Here is a 26,561-nt window from a genome sequence, read left to right on the forward strand (position 1 = left end):
GGAGAACCGTCACGACACCGACCGCCGACCCCGAGTGCGGCAGACGAAGCGCCCACCCCGGGCATCGACCGCCGGAACTTTCCGGAGGCCGGCAACACGAAGCGCCCGCCCCCCGAGCGTGGGGACGGGCGCCGCCGTACGAGTCAGGGGCGGTCAGGCCCGGCCGGCGACCTGCGCCACGAACGCCCTCCAAGCAGTCGGCTCGAACGCCAGCGCCGGACCGGCCTGGTCCTTCGAGTCGCGAACCGCTACGACGCCGGGCAGATTGTCGGCGACCTCAACGCAGTCCCCGCCGTTCCCGCTACTGCGGCTGCTCTTGCGCCACTTCGCGCCACTCAGCTCCATGACTCCGCCACTTCCTTGATCAGATCCACTGATTGCCAGTGGGACAACGCCTCACCCCGCACGTTCTCCCACGCCGCCAGTATCGCGGCGATGTCAGCGGTGTCGCTAACCACTTGCCCGTGCAGTTGAGTGTCCAGGTAGCCGGCCAGCCGGTGATCAGCGCTTGTGGCGATGACGAAGGGACCGTTCAGCCCTGCGTAAGCGCCGACAACAGAGGGCACCACGTGCAGCCGGACGTGCGGGGCATCACAAACAGCGACCAGGGCAAGCAACTGCGTCCGCATCGTTTCTCGGCCGCCGACCGGCCGACGAAGCGCGGCCTCGTCGACGACAGCAGTGAACTGCGGCGGATTCTCCCTGTCGAGGACCGCCTGGCGAGCAAGGCGGTTGGCGACCAACCGCTCGATGTCGCCGGGAGCATGCCGGCCGGCGGCAGTCAGTAGGGCACGGGCGTACGCCTCCGTCTGGAGCAAACCCGGCAACACGACACCTTGGTACGAGCGGAGGGACACAGCCTCACGCTCGATTTCCTGCCATGGACGGAACCAGGCCAACTCTCGACGTCTGGACGTGTCCGGCCAGATGTCCGCAACAGGGCGACCCAGTGCGTCCGCTGCTGCTGCCCGGTGGCTCGGGTGCGGAATTCGGTCTTCCGTCAGCCACCGTCCCACGGTCTTCGGGTCTACGCCTACTTGGGAAGCGAGGGCTTCGACGGTGTAACCGGTCTGACTCAGCGCAGCGCGAAGAGCATCGTTCACGGTCTGTCTCCGATAGATGTCCAAGATGTCTACTGGTCATGTTCTTACGCGGTGTCAGTGTCACGCTACACACCGCAAGGTGCTTTGTAGACGGCGACGTGGCTGGCGGCACGAAGAGTCCAGCGGCATCGCTGTCGAGGGGCCGACGCTGCTGGGCGAGCATCCGCGCGACGGCCCCTCTCCCGACTCGCCGACGATTGGGGTTCCACCGTGCCGCAAACGCCGCAGCCCTCGTCCGGGCCCGCTCCCGCCGCACGCTCCCGGTTGCCCAACATGGCGGGGTCGGGGTCGACCGGTCCGCTCGTCCCGCCGTTCCGAGGGCCCGGCCGCACCAACGCCGTTGTGGCGTCGCGGTGGGCCGCCCGCCGCAACGTCGGGCCGGCACGGTGAGCGTCGCCCCGCCGACGGTCACCCCCGGCGTATACCGACTGGCCCGCGCGGCGTCCCCGCAGTTCGTCGTCCCGATCACGGTGCGGATCTTCCGGCACCTGACCGACCGGCATCCGCCGTGGGGCTGGGCGTGGGTCGACTGCTACCAGCTCGACCACCGGGGCGACGCCATCGATCGACGGACCCTGTTCGTACTGGTCGAAGGGCTGGAACCGGCCCCCGAACCGGCTGCGGCCCCCGCTGTCGCACCCCGGCGGAGGCAGGCCCGTCGCGCGTCCGCGAGGGCCGGCGCGTGACGTACCGACACCGCCGCCGTCGCCACGTCACAGAGCACGATCCCGCCCGCCCGTCGTGGCGCTGCCGGGCGTGCGGCCGGCTGTGGCCCTGTTCGGTGGCGAAGTTGCTCCTGCTGGCGGCGTACCGGCAGCGCCGGGCCGAACTGATCGACCATCTCAAGGCGTTGTCGGCTCAGGCCGCCCAGGAGATCGCCGAGCAGCGCGGGGACGCCCCGCCGCCTGATCTCGGCGAACGATTCACCGCCTGGGCGACCCCTCGCTGGCCTGACTGGCCGGCCGGCCCGACTGGCCGACGGTGAGTCGGCCCACTCGGACCAGGGCGTTTCGGACGGGTCGGACGCTGGGTACAGCAACATCAGCCAGGTACCACCGACGGCACGCAGCCCACCCGGGCGGCCTGTCGTCCGACGAGAGGGGCCAGCGACGATGATCTGCTGCCGAAGCCGCACCGCCGTGCCGACCGAAGGCGAGGTGCGTCGATGAGCGCCGTCACGAACCCGGCCACCGTGGCGGAGTGCCTGCGGATGGGTGCCGGCTTCTCGCAGGGCGACCGGAACTGGATCGTCGAGCAGTTCGCTCCGCTCGACGCGCGGTTGGCCACCTTCCACGCCGACGCCACCGAGCTGGAGCTGTCGGTGAAGAACCGGGAAGCCAAGGGCCAGAAGGTCACCCTGGAGTGCTGGGTGGCCGGCCGGCAGAAGATCGTCGCCACCTCCACGGAGGAGGACCTGAACGCGGCGCTGCACGACGCCCGGGACGATCTGCGCCGCAGGCTCAACGACGCCAAGACCCGGCAGGAGCCGCGCAACAACAAGCACCTGCGGGACAACAGCCCCCCGACCCCCGCTGCGTCGACCAACCTCGACGAGCTGTCCGGGGCGGGGGCGACGACCGAGGAGAGGTGACAGACACCATGCCGAACGTCCAGCAACCGGAGATGCGCCGCAGCGGCGAGACCCGGCTGGTCCAGGACAGCGACGGCCCCGCCCCCGGCGGCGGCTCCTCGCCCAGCCGGGAGCACCGGTCGGTTCCGGTCGACCAGGTCTCCCCGTACGGCCCCGGCCGGAGCCGGGAGTCGACCTCCCACGAGCCGTCGGGCCGCGAGGCCGAGGGCGACTGAGACATCAACCCACCTGCCCCCGTCCGCCCGACCAGGGTGGGCGGGGGCTACCGCTCGGTAGCTTCCCGGCGTACCGTCGGCGGCGTGGAACCGGACGTGCTGGGTGAGCCCTACGAGCGGCACACCATCGACCTGGGCACCGACGACGAGGGACCGGTGGTCGCCACCCTGGTCCGCCGCCGGGCCGACCGCCCCACCGGGCGGGCCGTGCTCTACGTGCACGGCTTCGTCGACTACTTCTTCCAGACCCACCTGGCCGACTTCTTCGCGGCACGCGGCTGGGACTTCTACGCGCTCGACCTGCGCAAGTACGGTCGCAGCCTGCTGCCGCACCAGACCCCGAACTTCTGCCACGACCTCGGTGACTACTTCCCCGAGCTGGATGCGGCGGCGAAGATCATCCGGGACGACGACGGCCACGACACCCTCCTCGCCATGGGCCACTCCACCGGCGGCCTGATCGTCTCGCTGTGGGCGCACGAGCGCCGTGACGCGGAACTGGTCGACGGGATCGTCCTGAACAGTCCCTTCTTCGACCTGAACGCCCCCTGGGTCGTGCGGCGACCCCTCGCAGCCGCCGTCGCGCGCCTGGGCCGCCGGGCGCCGCAGCGCGTGCTTCCCTTCGGCCTGGGCACCGTGTACGGCGAGAGCATCCACGTCGACCATCGCGGCGAGTGGACGTACGACCTGACCTGGAAGCCCCTCGCCGGGTTCCCGGTGCGGGCCGGCTGGCTCGGTGCCATCCGCGCCGGCCAGCGCCGGTTGCGCGCCGGGCTGGACATCCCGGTGCCGGTGCTGCTGGCCTGCTCGACCCGGTCGTACCGGGGTACAAAGTGGCACGAATCGGTCGCGCTCGCCGACGCGGTGCTGAACGTGGAGGACATGGTCCGCTGGGCGCCCCGCCTCGGCCGGCACGTCACCGTCGCCCGCTTCGACGGCGGCATGCACGATCTCACCCTCTCCGGCCCCGCCGTACGCGAGAAGGTCCTGGCGGAGGTGGGCCGGTGGGCCGAGGCGTTCCTCTGCGCCGGGCCCACGACCACCGACGCGGTCCCGCCGGCACCCCGGCGACCGGAGACGGCCGGGGCCGACCGGGCGGGCGCGACCTCACACCGCGACTGACCGCGACGCGCCACCGCAGCCCGGTCAGGAGCCTCGACGCTGGTCACCCATCACGGTGACCAGGGGTGTGCGGTGAGCGCGGCGCGGACCCGGTCGAAGGTGGCCAGCGGATGCCCGCCGCCGACCGCCGGCAGCACCAGGCCCAGGCAGGCCAACGCCGGACCACCCTCGGCGGCCTCGACACCGAACACGGGCGCACCGACATAGCCGGTGGGCAACACGGTCGTGACCCGCACGACGGCACCGTCGCGGACCACCCGCTCCACCGCCACCTCCAACGGTCGGGCCCCGTCGTCGCGCACGCCGAGCGCGAGCACGAAGGCCGACCCGGGCTCCGCGCCGATCCGGTCGATCGTGTCCGCGCCGGCCACAAACCCGTCAGCCACGCTCTGGGTACGCCACCGCCAGCCCTCCCGGTCGGCCCGCTCCCGCAGCCGGACGACCGGCAGCACCGCGACGCCCGACGCCCCGGGCCGGCTCCACCACGCCGCCGGCACCGGCAGCACCCCGGGCGCCACCCCCGCCGGCTCGGTCACGCTGGGCCGCAGCCCGATCTCGCCGTCCGCCGGATCGGCCGACTCGGCGGTGACCAGGAACTCGTCCGTTCCCATCTGGTGGAAGAAGGCCGTACCCGGTTCACCACCCCGGCGGACCGGCAGGATCGCGCGCCCGACGAGCTGACACAGCTCGTAGGCGACCTCGTTCTCCAGCTCCGGATCAAGCAGCACGTCGCCGAGCGTACGGCCGGGCCCCTCACCCCGCGGGACGCAACCCGGCAGCCGTCGTGGAAGCGTGACGGGCACCCGATCCCCCGCCTGGGGCGCAGGCGGCGGTACCCTTCTCGCGCGACACCCACGACGCGCGCCCGTAGCTCAGCGGATAGAGCAGGGGACTTCTAATCCCAAGGCCGCAGGTTCGAATCCTGCCGGGCGCACAGGCACTTCTCCCATCTGACTAGCTCGCGTGGGGCTATTCGTGGTGCGAGCGCGCTACGGTGGCCCAGTGGCAGCCTCGAACGGACGCACCAAACGCCAGCGCGGCGAGATCGAAACCTTGCCCAGCGGGTCACTGCGCGTGAAGGTCTATGCCGGCGTCGACCCGATCAGCGGCAAGCGGCACTACCTGACCGAGGTGATCCCCGCCGGCCGCACCGCCACCAAGGAAGCCGAGAAGGCGCGTACCCGGTTGCTGGCCCAGGTGGACGAGCGGCGCAACCCGCGCACTCGCGCCACACTCGACCAACTCCTAGACCGGTGGCTTGAGGTGGCCGACATTGAGGCCACCACGCGCATGGGCTACGTCAACAAACTGAACAAGCACGTACGGCCGGTGCTGGGCAAGCTGCCGGTCGGCCGGCTCGACGCCGAGACGTTGGAGTCGTTCTACGCGAGCCTGCGCCGCTGCCGCGACTGGTGCGGCGGCAAGGCGTACGTGAAGCACCGCGTAGAGGGTGAGCACACCTGCACGGCGAAGTGCCGGCCGCACGTCTGCAAGCCGCTCAGCGCGTCGTCAGTGCGCCAGATTCACTGGATTCTCAGTGGTGCGCTCAGTCGCGCCGTCCGGTGGCGCTGGATCGCCGTCAACCCCGCCAGTCAGGCCGAGCCGCCCGCACCGCCGCACCCTGACCCGCAGCCGCCGAACCCGGCCGACGCCGCGCGCATCATCAACGAGGCGTGGCGCGATCCGGACTGGGGCGCGCTGGTGTGGCTCGCTATGACGACGGGTGCCCGGCGCGGCGAGCTGTGCGCGCTGCGCTGGCACCATCTCGACCTGGCCGCCGGTGTGCTGACGCTGCGTCGCAGTTCCTATCTGGACGAAGACGGCGCGCTGCGGGAGAAGAACACCAAGACGCACCAGCAACGGCGGGTGGCGCTCGACCCGGAGACGATCGAAGTGCTGCGCGAGCTGCACGGCCGGTACCTCGACCGCCTGGCCCAGCTCGACGCGGACGCCGACCCCGCCGATTACGTCTTCTCCCCCGAGCCGGACAACAGCCGGGGCTACCGACCCGACACCATCACCCAGCGGTACGGCCGACTCGCGGCTCGGCTCGGCATTACCAGCCACATTCACGCCCTGCGCCACTACTCGGCAACCGAGCTGATCAACGCGGGTGTCGACGTGCGGACCGTCGCCGGCCGGCTCGGTCATGGCGGCGGCGGGACAACCACGCTCAGGGTCTACGCGGCCTGGCTGTCGGAGTCGGACCAGCGGGCCGCCGGGACTCTGGCGGCCCGGATGCCGCCGCGTCCCGCCGCGCCAACGCAACGCAGTGTGGCAAGTAGCCCATATCAGAAGATCGCCGCCGACCTGCGCGAGCAGATCACCGCCGGTCGGCTACGGCCCGGCGACCAGCTCCCGGCTGTTGCCGAGCTGGCTTCAGCGCATGGCGTCTCGGTCGGAACCGCTCATCGCGCCGTAGCGCTGCTTACCGCAGAGGGCTTGGTAAACGTCATCCGAGGTCGCCGAGCAACCGTCGCAGACCACCCTCATCCATGACGACGACACCCGCCTAACGAGATCAAGTTGCTCGCTCCGATAGCCTGGACATATGGCGGTCTAGCAGCGAAAACGCTTCTCGGTGTCTCGCGACACTCCCCCGCAGTCCGTCACTATCGGCTGCGGCTTGTACTGGTGCAGCACTATCGGCTCATGACCGAGCATGCTGCGACGCTGGCAGCGGAAGGAACAGAGATCGATCCTTGGGGATGGGACTGGGCTGCCGTTGGTTCAATCGCCACGGCGGCTGGTGTCCTGGTCGCGCTCGTGATCGCTCTCGTTCAGATGAGAGACTTGATTGCTCTGCGTAGGCGCGAAGCCCAGGACCGGAGGCGCGACCAGGCCCTTCGCGTGTCTGCATGGGCTACCTCAGAAACTGATCTTCCCGATACGCCGCATGCCAACATCGTTGGAAAGCCCTGTTTTGCGTCAGTTCATTTACTAAACGGCAGCAGCGCATCCGTCAGTGACGTACGCGTGGAAATCGGCTACCGCTTCGATGGGCAATGGCACGGACTGCAAGAATCCCAAGAATGGATCATCGCGCCACCTGGCGAACCTCTCCGGGCTGATTTTAGACAGGCACACGTCCGAAACTTCGCTGGGCCGCCAAGCGGACTTCTCTGCCAACTGTGGTTCTTGGATAGCAACAACGTCCGCTGGCACCGAGATGGCTTCAATAGACTTACTGAGGTACAGGACGATCGGCAACCAAGGGCGGTGACAGGGGGCGCACGCCAAGTCGCGCGACCGTCGTAGACTCTGGCGGCAGCAGGGTTGGGTATGGTCTGTAAATCCGTCGCGAAAGCTACAGAGACTCGAATCCCCTACCCGCCACCAGGCAATGGCAAGGCCCTTGACCTGCGAAACGCGAGTCAGGGGCCTTCGTCGTCTCCGACTGTTCTTGACCATCGTTAACCCTGATCGACCGGGTGATCGGGCACGCTGTATCAAAGGATCGTGATGGCAGAAATTTCCTACCCAGACGAGCTTCCTGAAGACGACCAGCAGGAAGAGGTACGGCGACCGCAGGAGGTGACTTCGACCTCACAGTCCAAATCCCCCTCCATGGAGGCGACGCTCTCCACGGCGAACTTCGCCCGGACGATAGATGTGGCCAGCCTGGCCCGGTCGATGGAGGCGACACTCTCCACAGCGAACTTCGCCCGGACGATAGATGTGGCCAGCCTGGCCCGGTCGATGGAGGCGACACTCTCCACAGCGAACTTCGCCCGGACGATAGATGTGGCCAGCCTGGCCCGGTCGATGGAGGCGACACTCTCCACAGCGAACTTCGCCCGGACGATAGATGTGGCCAGCCTGGCCCGGTCGATGGAGGCGACACTCTCCACAGCGAACTTCGCCCGGACGATAGATGTGGCCAGCCTGGCCCGGTCGATGGAGGCGACACTCTCCACAGCGAACTTCGCCCGGACGATAGATATGGCCAGCCTGGCCCGGTCGATGGAGGCGACACTCTCCACAGCGAACTTCGCCCGGACGATAGATGTGGCCAGCCTGGCCCGGTCGATGGAGGCGACGCTCGCAGCGCTGGAGGGTATATCGTTCCCGGCCGGCTTGCAGCCCGCGGACGTGCTCCGCCAGGAGTCGGCTGAACTGATATCCGACCCGGCGGGCTGGTTCGCGGATATCGCAGACGCGGCCCGCAGCGGCGTCGAGAGCGCCAAGCATGCCCTCTTCCTAGCCCAGTACCTCTTCGGGTGTTTCCTACTCTTTGCTCGACGGCTCGACCCTTCTGCCAAAACGATCGAGCGGTTTGGGCCAATCATTGCGCTCTCCGTCCTGCTCGTAGTGGCGGGTGGCGTGGTCGAGGCGAAGGATCCCAAACTGATCGAGAAGATCAACGACCGGTTAAGCACGCCCCTGGGCCTCCTGGGTGTATTCCTCGGCGTGGTGGGCGGTACCCAGACGGTGAGTCGTGCGAAGAGGCACAAGCCGAGTAAGCCGCGACGCGGCAGCAGCAAGCCCCGGAGGAAGGTGATAAGGCGCTACCTGCGGTAAGAGCTGATCTCCTCGTTGGGCAGTCGCCAGACCGACCAGCCTCCCCGGACGGGGACAAGGTCGTACGCCAGTAGGGCGTGGAGGCTGGTAGCCCTTGTGGTGCCCGGCAAGGGGATCTGCGACGGCATCTCTGAGGAGGGCCGGAGTTCGGGGCGGAGCCCCGAGGTTTTTAAGCTCTTGCAACTCGCAAGCGTGGCCGGCCGGCCCGGCCGATGCCGGCCGAAGGTCGCCAGCAGGCCGCGGCCCGGCCGGCTCGGCCCGCTTGCGGGCGCCTTGACTCGATTTCGTGACCAACTCGGCAACTGGCTGTCGGCGTCCTCCGCCGATCGGGCGATCACCCCTGCTCGGCATGATGGACCTATGCGTTTGCTAGTGCTCGGCGGAACCTGGTTCGTAGGCCACGCGATCGTCACGGCCGCCATCGATGCTGGCTGGGAGGTCACCACGTTCAACCGGGGCACCTCCGACCCCTTCCTAGAGGCCGTCCAGCCCATCCGGGGCGACCGGACCCGCTCTGAGGACGTCACCACCCTCGCCGCCGCTGGCCCCTGGGATGCCGTGGTCGACACCTCGGGCTATGTGCCTAGGAACGTTCTCGACGTAGCTCGCACGCTCGCTCCTGTAGCCGAACGCTACGTCTTCATGTCCACGGTCAGCGTCTACCAAGACTGGCCGCTGAAGCCCTTCAGCGAGCAGTCCGAGGTGCTCTACTGCCCGCCGGACGCCGGCCCCGATTATGGCACTGACACCGAGGATGGGCCGACCCAGTACGGCTACCAAAAGTCCGGCTGCGAGGCAGCAGCCGTCGCCGCGTTCGGAGCTGACCGGACAACGATCCTGCGTCCCGGTGTCGTGCTCGGCCCGCGTGAGTACGTCGGCCGCCTGCCGTGGTGGCTGCGCCGCGTGGCTGCGGGTGGGCAAGTCCTAGCCCCCGGCTCCCCCGACCGCACGATTCAGCCGGTCGACGTACGCGACCTGGCCGCGTTCACACTCCACAGCATCACCGAAGGCTCCTCGGGCGCGTTCAACGTCTGCGCCCCGGTGGGCGGTGCCACCTTCGGCGGACTACTGGCGGACTGCGCTCACGCCACCCAGGCGGGCGCTTCCTTCGAGTGGGTGCCCGATGAGGTGTTGCTCAGCCAAGGCGTCCGGCAGTGGTCTGAACTGCCTCTATGGCGCACGTTCGACGGCGTATGGGGCGTCGATACCACCAAGGCGCAGGCAGCCGGCCTGCGCTGCCGGCCGCTCTCCCTGACCGTCCGCGACACCTGGCGGTGGATGGTGGAGAGCGGTGAAGCCAGCAACCACGACCGGGCCGCCGAGATCGGCATCAGCCCGGAAAGGGAAGCGCAGGTATTGGCCGCCTGGCGGCAGCAGTCAGGTGAGCGGGCGCGCTGAGGTTTCCGACAGCCAGACCGAGATGCGCTCGGCGAGCTGGCGCGCGTCCGCATCACGGTCCCACGGCGACTGGCTCAGCATGCGCTCGATCCGCGACAGCCGGCCAGTTAGCGAGACGTTGCGCTTCTGCGGCGGCAGGTCCAAGACGGTACGAAGTGCTTCAGCCGCGCCGTCCTTGTCTCGCATGTGGAGGTGAGCAGCCGCTACGTCGATCTGCGTTCCGTTGATCTGCGAGTACGGCCGCCTGGGCGACGGCAACGCCTCGTACACCTGCAACGCCTCTCGGGCGTACCTTGCGGCCTGCTCGCCGTTGCGGAGGTCAAGCCATGCCGCTGCCGCACATGCCGCCGCCCGCGCGTCGCCGAATGCGAACTCCCCGCCGGTAACGGTGGCAAGTTCGTCGGGCCGGTCCGCTGCCGCTTCTCTGTCTCGCTGCGCCGCCTCCAAGACGGCCGCGACGGAATCGGAGTCCGCGAGCAGCGCATGAGAGCGGGCAGCGACGTAGCGAAGCCTCAGTCTCGGCTCGCCCTCCGGTGCCGACCGCATGGCGCGGGCGAAGTAGCTCAGGGCGGAATCGGGTTCGTTGCGCCAGTTGGCGAGAGTCATTTGCAGGCCGTAGGTCCACGCCTTCAACGACGCGTGTCCTGCCAGGTCGGCGTACTGCGTCGATGCCCTGGCCAGGGCAGCCGACTCGTTCCAGTGCCCGAGATCGAAGGCGGTAGAGGCCATTAGCGAAGCACTCTGACCAATGATCACGTAGAGGTCGGCAAGCTCGACGGGCCGACGGGTGCGCTCGACCAAAGCCCTCGCTTCGTCCCGCAACCGGCGGGCACTGCTGAACACGTCGAAGGCCGCCATTCCTCCCGATCGAGCGAGCAGCATCACGTCTTCCTGTAAGGACTCGATAGAGTCGTTCGGCAGCGCAAGGCTCATCAGCAAGGAATCGTTGGCAATCGAATCAGCAGCAGCGCTCACAGCGTCAACAACACTGCCGCTGCTGCCAGCATTTCCCCCGGATGCGCTCCGCTGAGCATTTCGAGAAACCGGGAGCGAACCGAATCCGATACACGGTCCAAGGCGGCATCAAGCACGTCTTGGTTGGCGTTCCCGGGAGTCGTGTCGGGCCGACTGTGCCAGTACGCGACCGTCCTCGTCGCGATGCCGAGCCACCCGGCAAATCCTTCGTTCGTCATTCCGGCGGCAGCTTGAAGCGAACAGGCAAGGCTCCCTGTCCACCGATCTACCGTCGCCACCATGGTCTCCCGAGCTTGCAAGTTGCATCGGATTGCCGAGCGTTGCACTGGTTTTGCATGGGCGCTCCGCTTCTTTTCGACTTCACTGGGTCTCAGCAAGCCGAACGGAACGCCAAGCACAGACTACTGAGGAGACTCCCGTGGCTGAACCCCTCGCCGCCGCCAAGAACGACCGCCCTCGGTTCCGGTCGGTCGCGGACACCGCAACGATTCTCGGCATGTCGGAGGTGACCCTCTACCGCGCGATCCACGCCGGCCAGTTCCCCGCCATCAAGGTCCGTGGCCGCTTCGTGATCCCGGCACGCGCCATCGACGAAATGGAGGCGTCCGCGCTGGCGTACGGCCTGGTGGACGCCAGCAACTACGCGTTGCGGCCCGCCGGGTGACCGCTACCGGGTTGCCCGCTTCGGTCCCGGCGGCGCAGGCGGGACGCTGTGCTCCCGAGCCAACTTCCGAACGTACGCACCGCTGAACGGCGACAGCCGCTCGACCTCAGCCGGACCAACGCCGTCACGGAGCGCCGCAACCACCGCCGCAACCACCGCTTCGCGTGCCGCTTCGTGAGCAGCTTCGGTACGCCGATACCGCTTCGTAGCTGCTGACAGCTCATCTCGCGCATCACTCATCGGACCAACATACCGCTACCCCCTTGCGCAACAGACCCGCGTATCGCTACCTTGTTGCGCAACAGAGGCGCGCATCGAAGAGCGCCAGATCAGCCGGAAGGGACACGAAGTGACTGAGTCGAACCACTCCCCCGACGTCGAGCCGAACGCCGCTGAACTCTCCGAGATCGAGCAGGAGTTGCCGCTGATCGAGGCTGAGGTTTTGTTGCTCGACGCGCAGATCGTCGTACTGACCAGCGACGCCGGCCCGACCGAGTTGGACTGGCAGCGGCTTCGTCGGGCACAGCGCCGGGTGCTGCGTGAGGCGCGTGACCTGCTCGCCGTTCGCTCGGCCGACGGCCGGGCGGCGTAGGTGGTGGCCGCGATGGGCCGTCGATTTCCGATCCCGCTGCGGGCTGAGGACTCCCGTTTCACGTTCGGCCTGGTGCATGACGTGGCCCAGGTCCTCGCCGCGCACGGCTATCCGCCGATGAGCGGCCCGTACGACGGATGCGGGGCCGACCTGCTGGCCCTGCAACAAGCCCTCTTCTCCCTCATCTACACCACGACGCCACCGGAGGAGCACCAGTCATGACCGCCCCCACGCTGTCGGCCTTCCCCCGGCCGGTCGAAGACCTGATCCCCGCCGCCCGCGACCTGGCCGACCAGCTCGGCGAGATCCCGTCGCGCAACCGCATCAAGAAGGAGCTGCGGGTGGGTGGTCCGAAGGCTGACGCGATCCTCGCCGCGCTGACCCGCACCGACGCTTCACGGACCACCGCCGAGCCCACCAACGACCCGGTCGACAGCGTCCCGGACCCGACCGCTAACCCGGTTCCGGCATCGGACCTGCCGCCGGCCAGCGACAACACCCCGCCGGTCGTGTCGGAGCAGGCAGCACCCGTCGCAGACCTGGGCACCAACATCACGACCGAGGCGATTCCGGCCGACTCGACGGGCAACCGGCGGGCAGTGGTGTGGCCGGTGGTGCTGCTGGCACTGCCCGCGTTCGTGGCGATCTGGTCCGGGTGGGTCGGACTCGGCGGACTCACCGGGTTCGGGGTGGTCCACCCGTTGCCGGGGATCTGGGACAGCTTCTCCATCAACTCGGCGATCACCCTGCCGATCGGCGTGGAGACGTACGGCGCGTACGCGCTCTACGTGTGGCTGTCCGGCCGAGTGCCGGACCGGGCCCGCCGCTTCGCCAAGTGGTCCGCCATCGCCTCGCTGCTCGTCGGCGCGCTCGGCCAGGTCGCCTACCACCTCTTGGAGGCAGCCGGGGTCACCTCGGCCCCGTGGTGGATCACCACCGCCGTCGCCTGCCTCCCGGTGGCGGTGCTCGGCATGGGCGCCGCCCTCGCACACCTCGTCCGGACGCACGACTAGTTCCGCCCGGCGGCGCGGCCACCTGGCTACCAACCTGCGCCGCGCCGCCGGCCCTCCACCCCTCAGCCAACGACCTCGGGAGAGACCACCCATGTTCGCAGATCCCACCGGCCGCCACGCCGCCACGTTCGCAGCCGTGTTCGTCGCCCTCTACGTCGCCCACCAGGTCGCCGATCACTGGGTGCAGACGCAGCACCAGGCCGACTGCAAGGGGCAGCCTGGCTGGACCGGCCGCATCGCCTGCGCCGCCCACGTCGCCACCTACACCGCCACCGCCGGCCTGGCGCTGGTGTTCCTGATCGCCGGCACCGGCTTGAGGCTCGCCCCGTGGGGTGTGGCGGTCGGGCTGACCATCTCGGCGGTCACCCACTACATCGCCGATCGGCGCACCCCGCTTCGCCGGATCGCCGCCGCCCTCGGCTCGGCCGACTTCTACGCCCTCGGCGCACCCCGCCCCGGCCGTGACGACAACCCGAGCTTGGGCACCGGGGCCTACGCCCTCGACCAGTCCTGGCACATCGGCTGGCTGTTCATCGCTGCCCTGTTCGCCGCCTGATCCCCTGCCCGGCGGCGCGGCCACCTGGCTACCAACCTGCGCCGCGCCGCCGGCCCTTCCCCACCGCCACAACCCACATGGAGGAACAGCCAACATGACGTCCCCCCGAGACGACGACCGATTCGACTGGCGGGCCGCCGAGCGCGACCTGACCGGAGATGCCCCCGACGCGAACGTGGTCGACCTGGACGCCGCCCGTACCGCCCGCATCAACGCCGACAGCGACGACGGTGGGCCGGTGCTGGTCGATTCGCCGGCCGCGCAGCGCGCGCCGCGGTTCACCCTCGACGGCGTACGCGCCGGTCAGCGGCGTCCGATCCTGCCGGCCTGGCTGCGCTCGCGTGCCGAGCTGCGCGACACGATGCGGTGGGCGGTCGGGCACCTGTTGCACACCACCGCCTACCACGCCACCCGTACGCCGAAGTACGCCGGCAAGTTGGCGCTGCGCGCCCCGGCCGGCGCGTGGCGGATGCTGTCCGGGGCGACCCGGTGGCTGTTCGACTGGGAAGGCGAGCCGGTCCGGCAGGCCACCGTCCGCCGAGAGAACGCCGAGGACTACCTCAAGCTGTCCCGCCAGCGTGACCGGCGGGTGCGGTGGCGTGGCATCGTCGCCACTTTCACCCTCGCCATCGCCCTGGCCGGGGGCGTGGCGGTCGCTCTCGCACCGGAGTGGGCGCGGTGGGCCGTGCTGGCGCTGCTGGTGACGCTGTGCGGGATGTTCGGTCAGCCGGCCGACAAGCCGCTGCTCGACACCGCCGTGGTCGTGCCCAGGGTCGCCCGGCTCACCTCCGATGTGGTGGTACGCGCCCTGGCGGTGCTCGGCATCTCCGGCATCAGCCAGGCCATTGCCAAGCAGGGCAACCGCGCTATCGCCTTCACCGCCCCGATCACCCGCGACGGCCCCGGCTGGCGGGCCGACATCGATCTGCCGCCGGGCGTGACCGCTGGGGACGTAATCGAGCGGCGCGATCGGCTCGCCGCCGGCCTCACCCGGCCGCTGGGCTGCGTCTGGCCGGAGGGACAGCCGGAGGTGCACCCAGGCCGACTGCTGCTGTGGGTCGGGGATCAGGACATGGCCGCCGCGAAGCCGGCTGCCTGGCCGCTGCTCAAGGCGTCCGGCGGTTTCGACCTCGCCAAGCCGGTGCCGTTCGGCACCGACCCGCGTGGACGGATCATCTCCTTCGACCTGCCCTACACGAACCTGCTCATCGGTTCGATCCCTGGCTACGGCAAGACGGCCGCCACGCAGGTGCCGATGCTCGCCGCAGCCCTGGACCCGTACGCGGAACTGTGGTGCTTCGACTTCAAGGGCACCGGTGGACTCGACCCGTTGGAGAAGGTGTCGGCGCGGTATGCGTCGGGGCAGGACGACGACACCGCCGAAGAGGGGCTGTTGGCGTTGCGGGAGCTGCGCAAGGAGTGCCAGCGCCGCGCCGCCGTCATCAAGGGCCTACCCAAGGCGGTGTGCCCGGACAACAAGGTCACCCCCGAACTCGCCCGGCGCAAGAAGCTCGGCCTGCACTGGCTCGTGGTCGCGCTGGACGAGGTACAGGAACTCTTCTCGCACCCGGAGTTCGGCAAGGAAGCCGGGGAACTCGCCGAGAAGATCATCAAGCTCGGCCGTGCCCTGGGCGTGATCCTTGTCGTGGCCACCCAGCGGCCCGACGCCAAGAGCCTCCCCACGGGGGTCAGCGCGAACGCCGGTACCCGCTTCTGCTTGCGGGTCATGGGGCAGATCGAGAACGACATGATCCTCGGCACGTCGGCATACAAGAACGGCATCCGGGCGACCATGTTCGCCAAGAAGGACAAGGGCGTGGGCTACCTCGTCGGCGCGGCCGACGACGCGCAGATCGTGCGCACCTTCTACGTCGACGGCCCCACCGCCGAGAAGATCACCGACCGGGCCCGCGCCCTGCGCGAGGCTGCCGGGACGCTCACCGGTCACGCGATCGGGCAGGCCACGCCGACCCCGGCGGCGCGGCGGGACACCCTGTTGGACGACATCCTCACCGTGGTCCCGGCGACGGAGCCGAAGGTGTGGGCGGAGACGCTGACGGAGCGGCTCGCCGAGTTGAACGCCGACGCGTACGGAGACCTGACTCGCGATCAGCTGACGGCGGCGCTCAAGCCGTACGGAATCACCACGGGGCAGGTGTGGGGCACCGACCCCACTACCGGCAAGGGCGCGAACCGGCGCGGCATCGACCGGGCCGACATCGCCGATGCGGTTGCAGAGCGTCACAAGCGGCGCGGCGACAAAGCCGCCTAACCCGGACAGCGATCGGTTGCTAGGTCTAGCGGCACTCCCCGCTAGACCTAGCACCCCCGCTAGCAACCAATCCCAACCCTGGCCAGCGTCCTAGTCACTAGCGGCGTCAGCCCTGCGCACCCTCAAACCGGCTCGTGGAGGCGTTTCGTGACCACTATTGCCCTGCTCGCTAGCCTCGCCGCCTTCGGTTACACAGTGTGGTACCTGATCCTGTGCGTCGTCGCCCCGTGGGGACGCTGCCGCCGCTGCCGGGGCCGCCGCAACCACCGCACCGCCATCGGTACCCGACGCGACTGCCGCAGATGCGACGGCACCGGTCGCCGCGTCCGCATCGGCCGCCGCCTGATCGAATACGTCCGCGCTGAATACCGGGCAGGCCAGAAGTGACCGCCCGCGCCGGCCGCACCGGTCATACCGATTTCTGCGCCCGCGACCACCGCTGCAACCTCAACGAACATCGCTCGGCAGAGATCGTGGTCGACCTGCCCGGCCACGCTCGCGCCGTCCTCGTCCGGGTGCGGGCCAGCGACGGCCGCGAACACGCCGAGATCCGCGTACGCGTCGTCCTGGCCGACGTCGACCCGGCCGCCCGCCGCCAGCTCGGCACCCTGCTCGCCGACCTACGCGACCTGGTGACCCACGCCGCCGCAATCCGCCGGCCGCGCCCTGGCCGCACCGCCGCCTGACTTGTCTTCCCCGCCTCACGACAGGAGCGCGTCATCGTGACCCGACCGCCCGCACACGACCACGCCGCCGAGCAGGCCGTGATCGGCGCTGCGCTACTCAACCCGTCCGTCGTCGCCGACCTCGCCCCCACGCTCGCCCCGACCGATTTCCACCGGCCGGCACACGGTCGGCTGTGGGAAACGCTTTGCGCGATGCACGCCACCGGTGAACCGGTCGACCCGATCGCCCTGGCCGCCCGACTCGCCGCAACCGGCGACCTGGCCAAGGTCGGCGGTGCCCCGTACCTACACACCCTCATTGCCGCTGTGCCCACCACCGCGAACGCCGGGCACTACGCGCGGATCGTCGCCGACCACGCCCGCCGCCGCCAGGTCGCCGACCTCGGCGTCTACTTCGCCGAGAAAGCCGACCAGGGTGCCGACGTCGCCGACGTCCTCGCCACCGGCCGCGCAATGCTCGACCACGCCGCCACCGGCACCCAGTGGGCACCGCTGATCCCGCTCGGCGACCGCCGGCACCTCCCCGAGTTCCCGGCCTACGTGCTGCCCGAATGGGTCGCCGAGCACGTCTACGCCGTCGCCGAGTTCACCCAAACCCCCGTCGACCTCGCCGGCTGCATCGCCCTAGCCGCCCTGTCCACCGCCGCCGGGGGCCGCGCCGAAGTGGAGGTACGCGGCTCCTGGCGCGAACCGACCAACCTGTTCACCGTCGTCGTGCTGCCGCCCGGCTCCCGCAAATCCGCCGTGTTCGCCGCCATGACCGGGCCGCTACTCGCCGCAGAGAAGACCCTTGTCGAGCGGACCAAACCGGCGATCGTGGAAGCCGAGCTGGCCGCCCGCGTCGCCGGCAAGACGGCCGAGAAAGCCGCCATCGCCGCCGCGAACGCCGACGCGTCCGGCCGGGACACCCTGCTTGCCGAAGCGACGGCCGCCGCGATGAATGCCGACGCCGTGACCGTGCCCGTCCTACCGCAACTGGTCGCCGACGACGTCACCAGCGAGGAAGCCGCATCCCTGCTCGCCGAGCAGGGCGGACGCCTCGCCGTCCTCTCCCCCGAAGGGGGCATCTTCGCCACGATCGCCGGCCGCTACTCCGGCACTCCCAACCTGGAAGTGTTCCTCAAGGGCCACGCCGGAGACATGCTGCGCGTCAACCGCCGCTCACGCGCCCCCGAACACGTCGAACACCCCGCCCTCACCCTCGGCCTGGCCGTGCAACCCGACGTGCTGCGCGACATAGCCGACATGCCCGGCTTCCGAGGCAAAGGGCTGCTGGCCCGAATCCTGTTCAGCCTGCCGGAAAACACCGTTGGCCGCCGGAAAATCGGTGCCGACCCGGTACCCGAACCCATCGCCACCGCCTACGCCGCTAACCTCGGCGCACTGGTCGCCACCCTCGCCGAATGGACCGACCCCGCCGTGCTCCCACTCACCCCGGAAGCCAACGAACGCGTGTTGGACATCGAACGGGCTGTGGAGCCGCGTCTCGCCCCCGGTGGCGCGTGGGGACACGTCGTGGACTGGGGCAGCAAATACACCGGCGCAGTGGTCCGCCTCGCCGGCCTGATCCACCTCGCCGAACACCTCCGCGACGGCTGGGGCAAGCCCGTCACCGCTGAGACGGTGGAGCGGGCCGCGCTGCTCGGCGAGTACTTCGCCGCTCACGCCCTGGCCGCGTTCGACGACATGGGAGCCGACAAGAGCACGCGGTACGCCCGGCTCGTGCTCGCCTGGATCGAACGCACCGGCTCGACCACGTTCACCAAGAAGGAGCTGTACCGGGCCGTCCGCAGCCAGATCCCCACCGCCGCCGACCTCGACCCCGTCCTCTCCCTACTCGAAGTCCACGGGTACCTGCGCCACCTCGACCCACCGGCCCGCACCGGTGCCGGACGACCACCGTCGCCCGCGTTCCTCGTCCACCCCGACGTACACCAGACCGCCGGCACCGTGCACGCCCTACCCGCGACGGCAGGTCGCAGACCCGCGTAGCCCGCTGGTTCAAATGGCCGCAATGGCAGAAATCCCCACCACAGGGGATTTCTGCCATTCTCACCATTTAGACCAGCGGCCGGCCGTCGGGTGGTCGCGTCGACTGCGCCGGGCTACTTGAAGACACCGATGACACCGGTGACGGTGCCGATGACGAAGCTCAGGGTTGCGCATCCCCGCCCCGGCGTCGAGGGCAGCCACGCATCCTGGCGCAACCACCACACACGGCCAGCGGTTAGGGTGCCGGGTGTGACCGTACTGGCAGTGATCATCTCGTTTCTGGCTCTCGTTACCAGCGGACTTGCCGTCAAATACGGCCGGGACCAGGCCAGGGCTGTACGCGATCAGCTCAAGCTGATCAGAGATCAGTGGCACAAGCAGCGACAGCCGAAGATCAAGGCCCGTTACCACGAAGCCGACAGGCATGAGGCTATAACCTTCACCAACGGAGGCCCGGTTGATCTCGCCCATGTGACGATCGAGGTAGGCACGGTCGGACATCAACTCGTTGATACGCTGGCCGGCAGCAAGAAGATCGACCATATCGCCTGGCCTATCGGGAGCGGGGAAAGCTACGTAATTGATCGGGCCCGCCCAGACGGGGGTACAGCCACCTTCCGAGTGTCCTGCGAGAGCGCCGACCATGACCGGTGGGTTGTAGAGGTCGCTTGTGAGCTCCCTCCGCAACACGGAAGCTGACCTCACTGCCCGACCCAGCCATCCGTCCTGATGTCGGATTTTCATCGCCCCGGTCCACAGTTTCGACAGCGGCCCGGGAAGTATCCGTCTACTGCATCTCTCAGCGGGCTGCAACCGTCACACTGACGACCGAAGGCCAGCGGCGCGCCGACGGATCAACGGTCCGGCCCCGCTGCACGGGCCGTCTGACGACGCACACAAGCCTGACGAATGGACAGCCGAGAACATCGCGCGCCCCGACAGTGCCGACACCAAGCAGCCCGGACCAGCGCCAACCGGAAGGCCCGCCTTACGGAGCGTTACTACCTTTCGACACCGGCATTAAGGCCAGCCGTGGAGCTATTCGTGGTGCGAAATGCCGGCTACCAGGGAAAGTGCGGCGCGCCAGGGAAGCAGTTTGCGCAGCTAGAGCAACCACTGAAACTAGGGACTAGGACGTGAATGCCACTTCTAATCCCAAGGCCGCAGGTTCGAATCCTGCCGGGCGCACCACAATCTCCCCTTACCAAGAGGGTGTTGTTAAGTAAAGACCTTCTCGGCAATAGTGATCGTTCGATGCCTCAGCGGGCCATGCCAAGGGACGACACGATCGGAAGACCTCGCTCCGCCTCGAACCCCGGTCCGTCGGAAGGTGCCGCCGCCGGACGCCCCCTTCGGGCACCACAAGGGCTACCGGCCTCCCCTGACGGTCTGGCGGCTGTCCGACACGGAGATCCGCTAGCTTTCACTGACCAAAGCCCCTGATACTCACGGCGTGATCAACCGAGCCCCTCACGCCCCACGGCTGACTCGCGTTCCTCACCCTGCCGACAGCCCGACACTGCCCATCTACATGGTCATCTTCTTCGTTCTGGGCCTTGCCGGATCCGCCGCACACGGACTGGCCGACGGCGGAGCAATCATCATCGCCAGCATCGTCTCGGGAGTGTTCTTTTCGTGCTTCCTGATCCTGTTCGCGATCTACTGGATTGGCTACCTGTTGAAGGGACACGCCATCTGGCAAGCCGAGCGCCAGGGTGAGTCCGATGGGCCATCCACGGGCCGGTAGCCGGAGGGAGGCGGCGTGGCTAAACGGTACCGGCGGCGGGCACGGGCAGCACGGTCATGGCACGCCGGTCAGACGGTCAGCCCGGTGGCCGAGCGGAAGCCGCGCAGCCGATGGCGGCCCGGCTACTGGCTACGGCACCCGGCCCTCGGCGTTCCCATCGGCGCGTTCGTGGCCTTGCTCGTCGCCTACCTCGGCGTGGTGAGCCTGCACGAACGGAACGAGATGATGGCGCGCGGCGAACGGGCAGTCGGGACGGTCCGTGAGCTACACGGTCGGAACTGGTCGGCGTCGGTCGCCTTCACGACGCGGGCCGGGGAACAGGTCATCGCCTGGGTCGGCCATCCTCCCTGGAACGAGCCGTACATCGGGGAGGACGTGGATCTCAGCTACGACCGGGACCGGCCGGAGCGCGCGTACCTGTCGGGCGACGAACCGGGACTGCTCCCCGTGATCCTCTTCCTCGGCGGTGCCGTCGCGCTGGGGGTGGCCCAGACGTGGTGGCTGTGGCGGAACTGGAGCCGGCTGCGCAACGAGGCGGACGCGTGGCGCAGCCGGCGCCCCGTGCCTCGGCTCGGCGCCCGACGGTAGCGGGACCGCCAGTCCTGATCCAGCGTACGGTGGCGACACGCCGTACGCTGTCAGTGACGAACCGCTGCTCACATGCTATCCTCCGGCGTCTATCTCCGCAGCGCGGACCCGGATCGGGTCGTTTGTCGCAAAGGACGCCTCTTCCGATGTCGGCCGCTCCCGACCCGCCACCGCCGTCGGCCCCTGTCGACAGCCCGGCCGGCGGCGCGTTCGCCTTCATCTTCACCCGCCTGCCGGCGCTGCTGCGGCTGACCTGCGGGCTGGCCGGCGCGGTGGTGGCGCTGGCGGTGACCACCCCGCCCGTACGCCCGGTTCTGCTGGTGCCCACCGTGGTCGTGCTCACGGCCTGGTCGTTCTGGTACGCCGCGCGGGCCTGGCGGCACGGCATCGGCGGTGCGCTGGTCGCGGGCGACGTCGCGCTGACGACCGTCACCTGTCTGTCGGTTCCGGTGCTGGTCGCCCCGGAGGTGCTGCCCGGCGAGGCGAGCTGGGTGGCGGTGCTGGCCAGCACCACGGTCATCAACGCGCAGGCCACCGTGCCCGCACGGTGGTCGGTGCCGGCCGGGTTGGTGGTCACCGTCGCGTACGCCGTCGGCGCGCAGACCGCCGGTGATCCGACCGAGGCCGCCGCGCACACGGTGACCCTGCTGGCGCAGACGGTCTGCACGGCCCTCATGACGGCGGTGATGCGCCGCCGGATCGCCCGCGCCGACGCGGCTTTCCTGGCCCACCAGCGGCTGACCCGGGAGGCGCTGGTGGCCCGAGCCGCCCGCGAGGCCGAGCGGCAGGCCAACCGCGACCTGCACGACACGGCGCTGGCCACACTGACGATGGTGGGGCTCGGCGCGGTGCCCGGCCCGTCGACGGGGCTGCGCGAGCGGTGCGCGGCCGACCTGCGTACCCTCGCCGCGCTCGCGGACGCCCGGACGGTCTCCCCGGCCACGCCGGTCGGTCTGCACGAGCGGCTGCGGGCCGTCCGGCAGCGGCTGCCCGAGCTGGCGGTGGACGCCGAGTTGCCGCCGTGCACGGTGCCGGCTCCGGTGGCCGAGGCGGTCGCCGAGAGCGCCTACGCGGCCCTGTCCAACGTGGTGCGGCACGCGCCGGGCGCGGCGGCCACCCTGCGGCTGCGCCGGGACGCCCACACGGTCGTGGTGGAGGTGACCGACGACGGGCCGGGCTTCGACCCGGCCACGGTCCCGACCCACCGGTACGGGCTGCGCGAGTCGGTCCGTGGCCGGATGGCGACCGTCGGCGGGCGGGCCGAGGTGGACACCGCGCCCGGGACGGGCACCCGGATCCGGCTGGAGTGGTCCGATGTCGACTGACCTGCGGGCGGCCCCCACGGTCGGGCTGGCGTCGGAGCGTGCTCCGGTCGGGCCTGGTGGGGCCGCTGCGGACGTGGCGCGTACCTCCGACGGGGGTGCCCGGCTGGTGGCGGTGGTCATCGCGCTGGTGTGGCACGTCGCGGTCGGGTTGCCGGCGGTGCTGGCGGCCCGGGCGGAGCTGGCGGTGCCGGAGGTGGTGCTCGGCGGGTGGCTGCTGACGGCGGCGCTCGGGGTGGCTGCCGGGGTCCGGCTGCTGCGTCGTGCGCCGTTGCCGCCGGTGCCGCTGCTGGCGCTGCTGGTGACGGTGGACGTGGCGGTGTTCGCCACGGCGAGTGACACATTGCTGTTCACCGCCGCTAACTGGGTGTGGGGCACACTGGGCTGGTTCTTCGTGGTGGCGCTGTGGCAGCGGCCGGTGCACTGGCTGCTCGTCATGCTCGGCGCACACTCGCTGATCGCGTTGGCCGCGCTGGTCGGGTACGGCGCCACCAGCGCCGTCGACCTGGCCCGCTACGCCATGTACGTGTACGGCACCTCGTCACTGCCGACGGCGGTCTTCGCCGGGGCGGCGGTGATCGCCCGGCTGGCGAGGGCACGGGCCACCGCCTCGGCCACGGCCAACGCGTTGACGGCCGAGCGGGAGGCCGCCGAGCAGGGGCGGCGGGAGCGGCGGGACCGTCTCGCGCTGGTCGGCTCCGCCGCCGGGGCGGTGCTCGCCGAGCTGGCCGACGGCCGGGCCGATCCGACGGATCCGCAGGTGCAGCGCCGCGCGGTGCTGGCCGCGGCCCGGCTGCGCCGGCTGATCGCCGAATCCGACGACGTGCCCGATCCGCTGCTGCACGAGCTGCGCGCGGCGGCGGACCTGGCCGAACGCACCGGGCTGCCGATCGACCTGGTGACGATCGGCACGCCCCCGCCGTTGCCGGTGCGGGTACGCCGGCAGCTCGCCGATCCGGTGGTCGCGGCCCTGGCCGGGGCCACCGGCTGGGCGCGGGTGACGGTGGTGTCCGGGCCGGACGGGGTCGAGGTGAGCCTGGTGACCCCGGACCGGGCGGAGCCGCGGTCGGCAGGTGCGGCGTCGCCTGCCGACGGTGGCGGGCAGGTCGAGCACCACGACGAGCGGGACGGGGAGATCCGGTGGACGCAGGCGCGGTGGCGGAGGTGACGCAGGACCGACCGGTCGGGGTGGCCATCGTCGACGATCACCCGGTGGTCGTCGACGGGGTTCGCGCCTGGCTGGCCACCGAGCCCCGCCTGACCGTGCTGGCGACCGGTGACGACCCGGACGAGGTGCTGCGGGCGGCGCCGGACGCCGACGTGGTGCTGCTGGACCTGCGGCTGCACGGCCGGATGGTGTTGGACAAGCTGGCCGAGCTGAGCACGGCGGGTCGCCGGGTGGTGGTCTACTCGGAACACACCGACCCGCAGACGATGCTGGCCGCTCTGGACGCCGGGGCGGTGGCGTTCCTGGCCAAGCACGAGGGCCGGGAGCACTGTGTGGCGACGGTGCTGGCGGCGGCGAGCGACCGGCCGTACGTGCCGCCGGCGCTGGCCGGGGCCATCGTGGGCGACCCCCGACCGGATCGGCCGGCCCTGTCCGACAAGGAACGTGAGGCGTTGCTGCTGTGGTTCCAGTCGATGTCGAAGGCGTCGGTGGCCCGGCGGATGCGGATCAGCGAGCACACCGTGAAGCAGTACGTCGACCGGGCCCGAATCAAGTACACCCGGGCGGGACGACCGGCCGCCACCAAGGCGGCCCTGCTGGCCCGGGCTATCGAGGACGGACTCGTCCGACCGGAGGAGATAGGCACCTACCGGTCCTACGCGTCCGCCGATTGGCCGACCCCCTAACGGGTGTCATGACATTGACCGTGGCGTCGGACGAAGCTCGACGTCAGATGCCGTCTGCACCGGAGGTCCGTGACGATGCACGATGACGCGTCCCCTTTCTTCATCGCCCCGCACCGCTTCGACGCGCCGGATGACGACGCGCCGGTGCTCGACCGGCGGTACGAGCTGGTCCCGGAGGCCGGCGAGCGGGTGCTCGACCGGTGCCGGCTGCACGCGGCGGGCTACCTGCTGGGTCCGAGCGAGGCGTGGCGGCACTGGGCGCTGCCCGCCCCCGTCGAGGTGACGGTGACCGACCGGCGGATCGCGTACGCCGGCACGGGCTCCCCGCTGTCGCTGGTCGGCAGCCCGGACACTCCGGTGTGGCACCGGCGCGGGGTTCGGCTCGCCGGGCTGGTCAGTGGGCAGATCCGCTGGCAGTGGCCGTCGCGGCTGGAGCTGGTGGCGGCTGGCAGGGAGGCCCCGACGCGGCTGCTGGTGGTGTGCGACGCGCTGCGCACCATCCAGCAGCCGGCGCTCGCCCTCGACGGGCCGGCGGATCAGCTGGCCGAGCTGGCCCGAAAGGTCCGTCGGGCGGTGGCCACGTTCCGGCTGCTGCACCCGGAACTGGTCGACCTGTCCCCGCCGGAACGGGACGTGCTGGTCGTCCGCGCCGGTGCGGGGCCCCTCACGGCCCGGATCACCCTGCCCGGGTCGCTGCCGGTGGAGTTCGACTCCCGGGACGACTACTACCGTCCGGGGCAGGTGGCGCGGGCGTCGACCGGGCTCGCAGCCGACGCAGCATCCGGGCATCGGTGAAGCCGACCCGGCGGGCGGCGGCTTCGACGGTGGTGCCGTGCCCGATGAGGTGCTCGGCGCGTTCCACCCGCAGCGCCTGCTGGTAGCCGAGCGGGGTCAGCCCGGTCGCCCGCCGGAACAGCCGGGTCAGGGTGCGTTCGGCGACACCGCCGGCGGCTGCCAGCTCGGCCAGGGGCAGCGGCTCGGTGAACCGGGCGTCGATCAGGTCCTGCGCCCGGTGCACGGCGTCGGACAGGTGGGAGCGGTGCCGCAGCATCGCGCTGGCCTGCTGCTCGTCGCCGTTGCGTCGGGTGTGCACGACCAGCGCGCGGGCGATCCGGGCGGCCGTCGCGGGGCCGTGCCGGGTGGCCGTGAGATGCAGCGCCACGTCGATTCCGCTGGCGATGCCGGCCGAGGTGACGACCCGCTCGTCGACCACGTAGAGCACGTCGCGAACCACCTTCGCTCTGGGGAACCGGCGGGCCAGGTCGTCCTGCACCTCGTGGTGGGTGGTGCAGCGACGTCCGTCGAGCAGGCCGGCCCGGCCGAGGGCGTACGCCCCGGCGCAGACGCTGGCGACGGTGCCGCCGGCCGCGTGGTGGGCGGCCAGCCGCCGCAGGTCTGCCGGCGAGAGGGGCCCCTGCGGCCCGTGCGCCCCGGGCCGCCAGCCGGGTACGACCACCAGGTCGTCCGGCGTCAGGTCGGGCCACCGGGTTACGGCCACCAGCGGTACGCCCTGCACGGTGGGCACGACCTCCCGGTCGGCGACGTAGTGCAGTTGGTAGTCGTGGCCGAGGTCGGCGGCGGTGGAGAAGACCTGGGCCGGCCCGGCGAGGTCCAGCAGGTGCAGCTGCGGAACCAGCAGGAACACGACCCGGGTCACGGACGGTCAGCTCGCGACATCGCCGGCGGGAGCGGCGGCGGTCGCGGCCGTGCGGTGGTCGGGGGTGGTCGCGGGATCCCCGGTGACCTCGTCGACGGTGCGCACGACGGCGAAGCGGCCCGCCAGGGCGTACTCGGTGCGGGCGGTCATCTCTGCGGTCGACATGGTGCGCGGATCGGCCAGGATCTCCTCCGGGGTCGCGGTCTCGGGCAGGTCGCGGTGCGGGGTGGGAAAGGTGGCCGTCGCGTCGGTCACGAACGTCATCTGGTAGCCGAGGTCGCAGCCGAGCCGGGTGGTGGTCTCGACGCACTGCTCGGTGCGGATGCCGCAGACGGTGAGCGCGTGGACACCCGCCATGGTGAGCAGTTGCTGGAGGTTCGTGGTGGTGAAGGCGTTGTGCGCGGTCTTGACCAGCGTCGGCTCCCCCGGCTCGGGCCGCAGCCCGTCGATCAGCCGGACGTGGCCGAGGGCCGGGTCGAACACGCCGCCACTGCCCGGCTCGGCGTGCAGGACCCAGATCACCAGGTCGCCGCGGGCACGGGCGTGCGCGACGAGCCGACCGACCCGGTCGACGACGTCGGGTCGGGAGACGTACGCCCAGATCGGCCGCTGGCGGAAGGATTCCTGGACGTCGATGACGACGAGTGCCGCTCTGCTCATGGTGTCCATCCTGGCCGGGCCGGCCACCGGGGC

The 26,561-nt window shown here is 70.3% G+C and carries 30 protein-coding genes and 1 tRNA gene; 24 read left to right on the forward strand and 7 right to left on the reverse strand.

Going from position 1 to position 26,561, the window contains the following annotated elements; genetic code table 11:
- Positions 1-153: 153 nt before the first annotated feature.
- Together GA0070616_RS06935 and GA0070616_RS06940 are read right to left on the reverse strand one after the other, a co-directional pair.
- The gene (locus GA0070616_RS06935) at positions 154-345 is read right to left on the reverse strand and encodes a DUF397 domain-containing protein (protein WP_091078104.1); all 192 of its coding nucleotides are present in this window, start codon (positions 343-345) and stop codon (positions 154-156) included.
- Positions 336-1,103, reverse strand: a complete 768-nt coding sequence (locus GA0070616_RS06940; protein WP_091090114.1) for a helix-turn-helix domain-containing protein — start codon at positions 1,101-1,103, stop codon at positions 336-338. The genes GA0070616_RS06935 and GA0070616_RS06940 overlap by 10 nt, the downstream gene beginning before the upstream one ends.
- 386 nt (positions 1,104-1,489) lie before the next feature.
- Here GA0070616_RS06940 and GA0070616_RS06945 point away from each other — a divergent pair, with 386 nt between their 5' ends.
- The 5 genes from GA0070616_RS06945 to GA0070616_RS06965 all read left to right on the forward strand — a co-directional run bounded on the left by GA0070616_RS06945 (position 1,490) and on the right by GA0070616_RS06965 (position 4,031).
- A complete protein-coding gene (locus tag GA0070616_RS06945; RefSeq protein ID WP_175440000.1) occupies positions 1,490-1,789 on the forward strand; it encodes a hypothetical protein in 300 nt (99 codons plus the stop codon).
- 95 nt (positions 1,790-1,884) lie between these two features.
- A complete protein-coding gene (locus tag GA0070616_RS06950; protein ID WP_245712686.1) occupies positions 1,885-2,088 on the forward strand; it encodes a hypothetical protein in 204 nt (67 codons plus the stop codon).
- Positions 2,089-2,268: 180 nt separating this feature from the next.
- Positions 2,269-2,694 (forward strand): HPF/RaiA family ribosome-associated protein, encoded by a 426-nt coding sequence (locus GA0070616_RS06955; protein ID WP_091078111.1) that lies wholly within the window; start codon positions 2,269-2,271, stop codon positions 2,692-2,694.
- A gap of 8 nt (positions 2,695-2,702) precedes the next feature.
- Positions 2,703-2,909 carry a hypothetical protein gene (locus tag GA0070616_RS06960; RefSeq protein WP_139128857.1) on the forward strand — a complete coding sequence of 69 codons (207 nt, stop codon included), beginning with the start codon at positions 2,703-2,705 and terminating at the stop codon, positions 2,907-2,909.
- Positions 2,910-2,993: 84 nt separating this feature from the next.
- Positions 2,994-4,031, forward strand: a complete 1,038-nt coding sequence (locus GA0070616_RS06965) for an alpha/beta hydrolase (RefSeq protein ID WP_091078117.1) — start codon at positions 2,994-2,996, stop codon at positions 4,029-4,031.
- 50 nt (positions 4,032-4,081) lie between these two features.
- On the opposite strand, the gene GA0070616_RS06970 is transcribed toward GA0070616_RS06965, so the two are convergent.
- The gene (locus tag GA0070616_RS06970; RefSeq protein ID WP_091078121.1) at positions 4,082-4,759 is read right to left on the reverse strand and encodes a hypothetical protein; all 678 of its coding nucleotides are present in this window, start codon (positions 4,757-4,759) and stop codon (positions 4,082-4,084) included.
- A 133-nt stretch (positions 4,760-4,892) separates the two neighbouring features.
- Here GA0070616_RS06970 and GA0070616_RS06975 point away from each other — a divergent pair.
- The 4 genes from GA0070616_RS06975 to GA0070616_RS06990 all read left to right on the forward strand — a co-directional run bounded on the left by GA0070616_RS06975 (position 4,893) and on the right by GA0070616_RS06990 (position 9,950).
- Positions 4,893-4,965: transfer RNA gene (locus GA0070616_RS06975), tRNA-Arg, on the forward strand.
- A 68-nt stretch (positions 4,966-5,033) separates the two neighbouring features.
- Positions 5,034-6,530, forward strand: a complete 1,497-nt coding sequence (locus tag GA0070616_RS06980) for a tyrosine-type recombinase/integrase (protein ID WP_245712687.1) — start codon at positions 5,034-5,036, stop codon at positions 6,528-6,530.
- A 960-nt stretch (positions 6,531-7,490) separates the two neighbouring features.
- Positions 7,491-8,552: a hypothetical protein gene (locus GA0070616_RS06985; protein WP_175440001.1), complete on the forward strand. Its 1,062-nt coding sequence runs from the start codon at positions 7,491-7,493 to the stop codon at positions 8,550-8,552.
- A 360-nt stretch (positions 8,553-8,912) separates the two neighbouring features.
- Complete coding sequence (locus GA0070616_RS06990) at positions 8,913-9,950, forward strand: NAD-dependent epimerase/dehydratase family protein (protein WP_091078134.1); 1,038 nt, start codon at positions 8,913-8,915, stop codon at positions 9,948-9,950.
- Here GA0070616_RS06990 and GA0070616_RS06995 read toward each other — a convergent pair.
- Positions 9,930-10,925 carry a hypothetical protein gene (locus tag GA0070616_RS06995; RefSeq protein ID WP_245712688.1) on the reverse strand — a complete coding sequence of 332 codons (996 nt, stop codon included), beginning with the start codon at positions 10,923-10,925 and terminating at the stop codon, positions 9,930-9,932. The genes GA0070616_RS06990 and GA0070616_RS06995 overlap by 21 nt on opposite strands.
- Positions 10,922-11,143, reverse strand: a complete 222-nt coding sequence (locus GA0070616_RS27530) for a hypothetical protein (protein WP_139128858.1) — start codon at positions 11,141-11,143, stop codon at positions 10,922-10,924. Before GA0070616_RS27530 ends, GA0070616_RS06995 begins: the two co-directional genes overlap by 4 nt.
- Positions 11,144-11,343: 200 nt before the next feature.
- On the opposite strand from GA0070616_RS27530, the gene GA0070616_RS07000 reads away from it, so the two are divergent.
- The 15 genes from GA0070616_RS07000 to GA0070616_RS07075 all read left to right on the forward strand — a co-directional run bounded on the left by GA0070616_RS07000 (position 11,344) and on the right by GA0070616_RS07075 (position 25,006).
- Positions 11,344-11,589, forward strand: a complete 246-nt coding sequence (locus GA0070616_RS07000) for a helix-turn-helix domain-containing protein (protein ID WP_091078141.1) — start codon at positions 11,344-11,346, stop codon at positions 11,587-11,589.
- 349 nt (positions 11,590-11,938) lie between these two features.
- The gene (locus tag GA0070616_RS07005) at positions 11,939-12,181 is read left to right on the forward strand and encodes a DUF6284 family protein (RefSeq protein ID WP_091078145.1); all 243 of its coding nucleotides are present in this window, start codon (positions 11,939-11,941) and stop codon (positions 12,179-12,181) included.
- Positions 12,182-12,193: 12 nt separating this feature from the next.
- A complete protein-coding gene (locus tag GA0070616_RS07010) occupies positions 12,194-12,403 on the forward strand; it encodes a hypothetical protein (RefSeq protein ID WP_091090118.1) in 210 nt (69 codons plus the stop codon).
- Positions 12,400-13,194, forward strand: coding sequence for an ABC transporter permease (locus GA0070616_RS07015; RefSeq protein WP_091078148.1), 795 nt, complete (start codon positions 12,400-12,402; stop codon positions 13,192-13,194). Before GA0070616_RS07010 ends, GA0070616_RS07015 begins: the two co-directional genes overlap by 4 nt.
- 91 nt (positions 13,195-13,285) lie before the next feature.
- Positions 13,286-13,750, forward strand: coding sequence for a DUF3307 domain-containing protein (locus tag GA0070616_RS07020; protein WP_091078152.1), 465 nt, complete (start codon positions 13,286-13,288; stop codon positions 13,748-13,750).
- A 94-nt stretch (positions 13,751-13,844) separates the two neighbouring features.
- Positions 13,845-16,022 carry a cell division protein FtsK gene (locus GA0070616_RS07025; RefSeq protein ID WP_091078156.1) on the forward strand — a complete coding sequence of 726 codons (2,178 nt, stop codon included), beginning with the start codon at positions 13,845-13,847 and terminating at the stop codon, positions 16,020-16,022.
- 383 nt (positions 16,023-16,405) lie between these two features.
- A complete protein-coding gene (locus GA0070616_RS07035) occupies positions 16,406-16,708 on the forward strand; it encodes a hypothetical protein (RefSeq protein ID WP_091078164.1) in 303 nt (100 codons plus the stop codon).
- A gap of 36 nt (positions 16,709-16,744) precedes the next feature.
- Positions 16,745-18,700, forward strand: a complete 1,956-nt coding sequence (locus tag GA0070616_RS07040) for a DUF3987 domain-containing protein (protein WP_091078168.1) — start codon at positions 16,745-16,747, stop codon at positions 18,698-18,700.
- A 249-nt stretch (positions 18,701-18,949) separates the two neighbouring features.
- Positions 18,950-19,399: a hypothetical protein gene (locus GA0070616_RS07045; protein WP_139128859.1), complete on the forward strand. Its 450-nt coding sequence runs from the start codon at positions 18,950-18,952 to the stop codon at positions 19,397-19,399.
- A gap of 832 nt (positions 19,400-20,231) precedes the next feature.
- Positions 20,232-20,447, forward strand: coding sequence for a hypothetical protein (locus tag GA0070616_RS07050; protein WP_091078177.1), 216 nt, complete (start codon positions 20,232-20,234; stop codon positions 20,445-20,447).
- An 84-nt stretch (positions 20,448-20,531) separates the two neighbouring features.
- On the forward strand, positions 20,532-21,035 hold the full coding sequence (locus tag GA0070616_RS07055) for a DUF3592 domain-containing protein (protein WP_091078182.1): 504 nt from the start codon (positions 20,532-20,534) through the stop codon (positions 21,033-21,035).
- A gap of 146 nt (positions 21,036-21,181) precedes the next feature.
- Positions 21,182-22,360: a sensor histidine kinase gene (locus GA0070616_RS07060; protein ID WP_091078185.1), complete on the forward strand. Its 1,179-nt coding sequence runs from the start codon at positions 21,182-21,184 to the stop codon at positions 22,358-22,360.
- The gene (locus GA0070616_RS07065) at positions 22,350-23,525 is read left to right on the forward strand and encodes a hypothetical protein (RefSeq protein WP_091078189.1); all 1,176 of its coding nucleotides are present in this window, start codon (positions 22,350-22,352) and stop codon (positions 23,523-23,525) included. The genes GA0070616_RS07060 and GA0070616_RS07065 overlap by 11 nt, the downstream gene beginning before the upstream one ends.
- Positions 23,498-24,211, forward strand: a complete 714-nt coding sequence (locus GA0070616_RS07070; RefSeq protein ID WP_091078192.1) for a response regulator — start codon at positions 23,498-23,500, stop codon at positions 24,209-24,211. Before GA0070616_RS07065 ends, GA0070616_RS07070 begins: the two co-directional genes overlap by 28 nt.
- A gap of 75 nt (positions 24,212-24,286) precedes the next feature.
- On the forward strand, positions 24,287-25,006 hold the full coding sequence (locus tag GA0070616_RS07075; RefSeq protein ID WP_139129010.1) for a hypothetical protein: 720 nt from the start codon (positions 24,287-24,289) through the stop codon (positions 25,004-25,006).
- Here GA0070616_RS07075 and GA0070616_RS07080 read toward each other — a convergent pair.
- Positions 24,888-25,868 (reverse strand): GlxA family transcriptional regulator, encoded by a 981-nt coding sequence (locus GA0070616_RS07080; protein ID WP_091078195.1) that lies wholly within the window; start codon positions 25,866-25,868, stop codon positions 24,888-24,890. The genes GA0070616_RS07075 and GA0070616_RS07080 overlap by 119 nt on opposite strands.
- A 6-nt stretch (positions 25,869-25,874) precedes the next feature.
- Entirely contained in the window at positions 25,875-26,528 is a 654-nt protein-coding gene (locus GA0070616_RS07085) for an isochorismatase family protein (protein WP_091078198.1), read from the reverse strand.
- Positions 26,529-26,561 lie beyond the last annotated feature (33 nt).

The sequence above is a fragment of the Micromonospora nigra genome (genome assembly GCF_900091585.1).
GTDB classification, from domain to species: Bacteria; Actinomycetota; Actinomycetes; order Mycobacteriales; family Micromonosporaceae; genus Micromonospora; species Micromonospora nigra.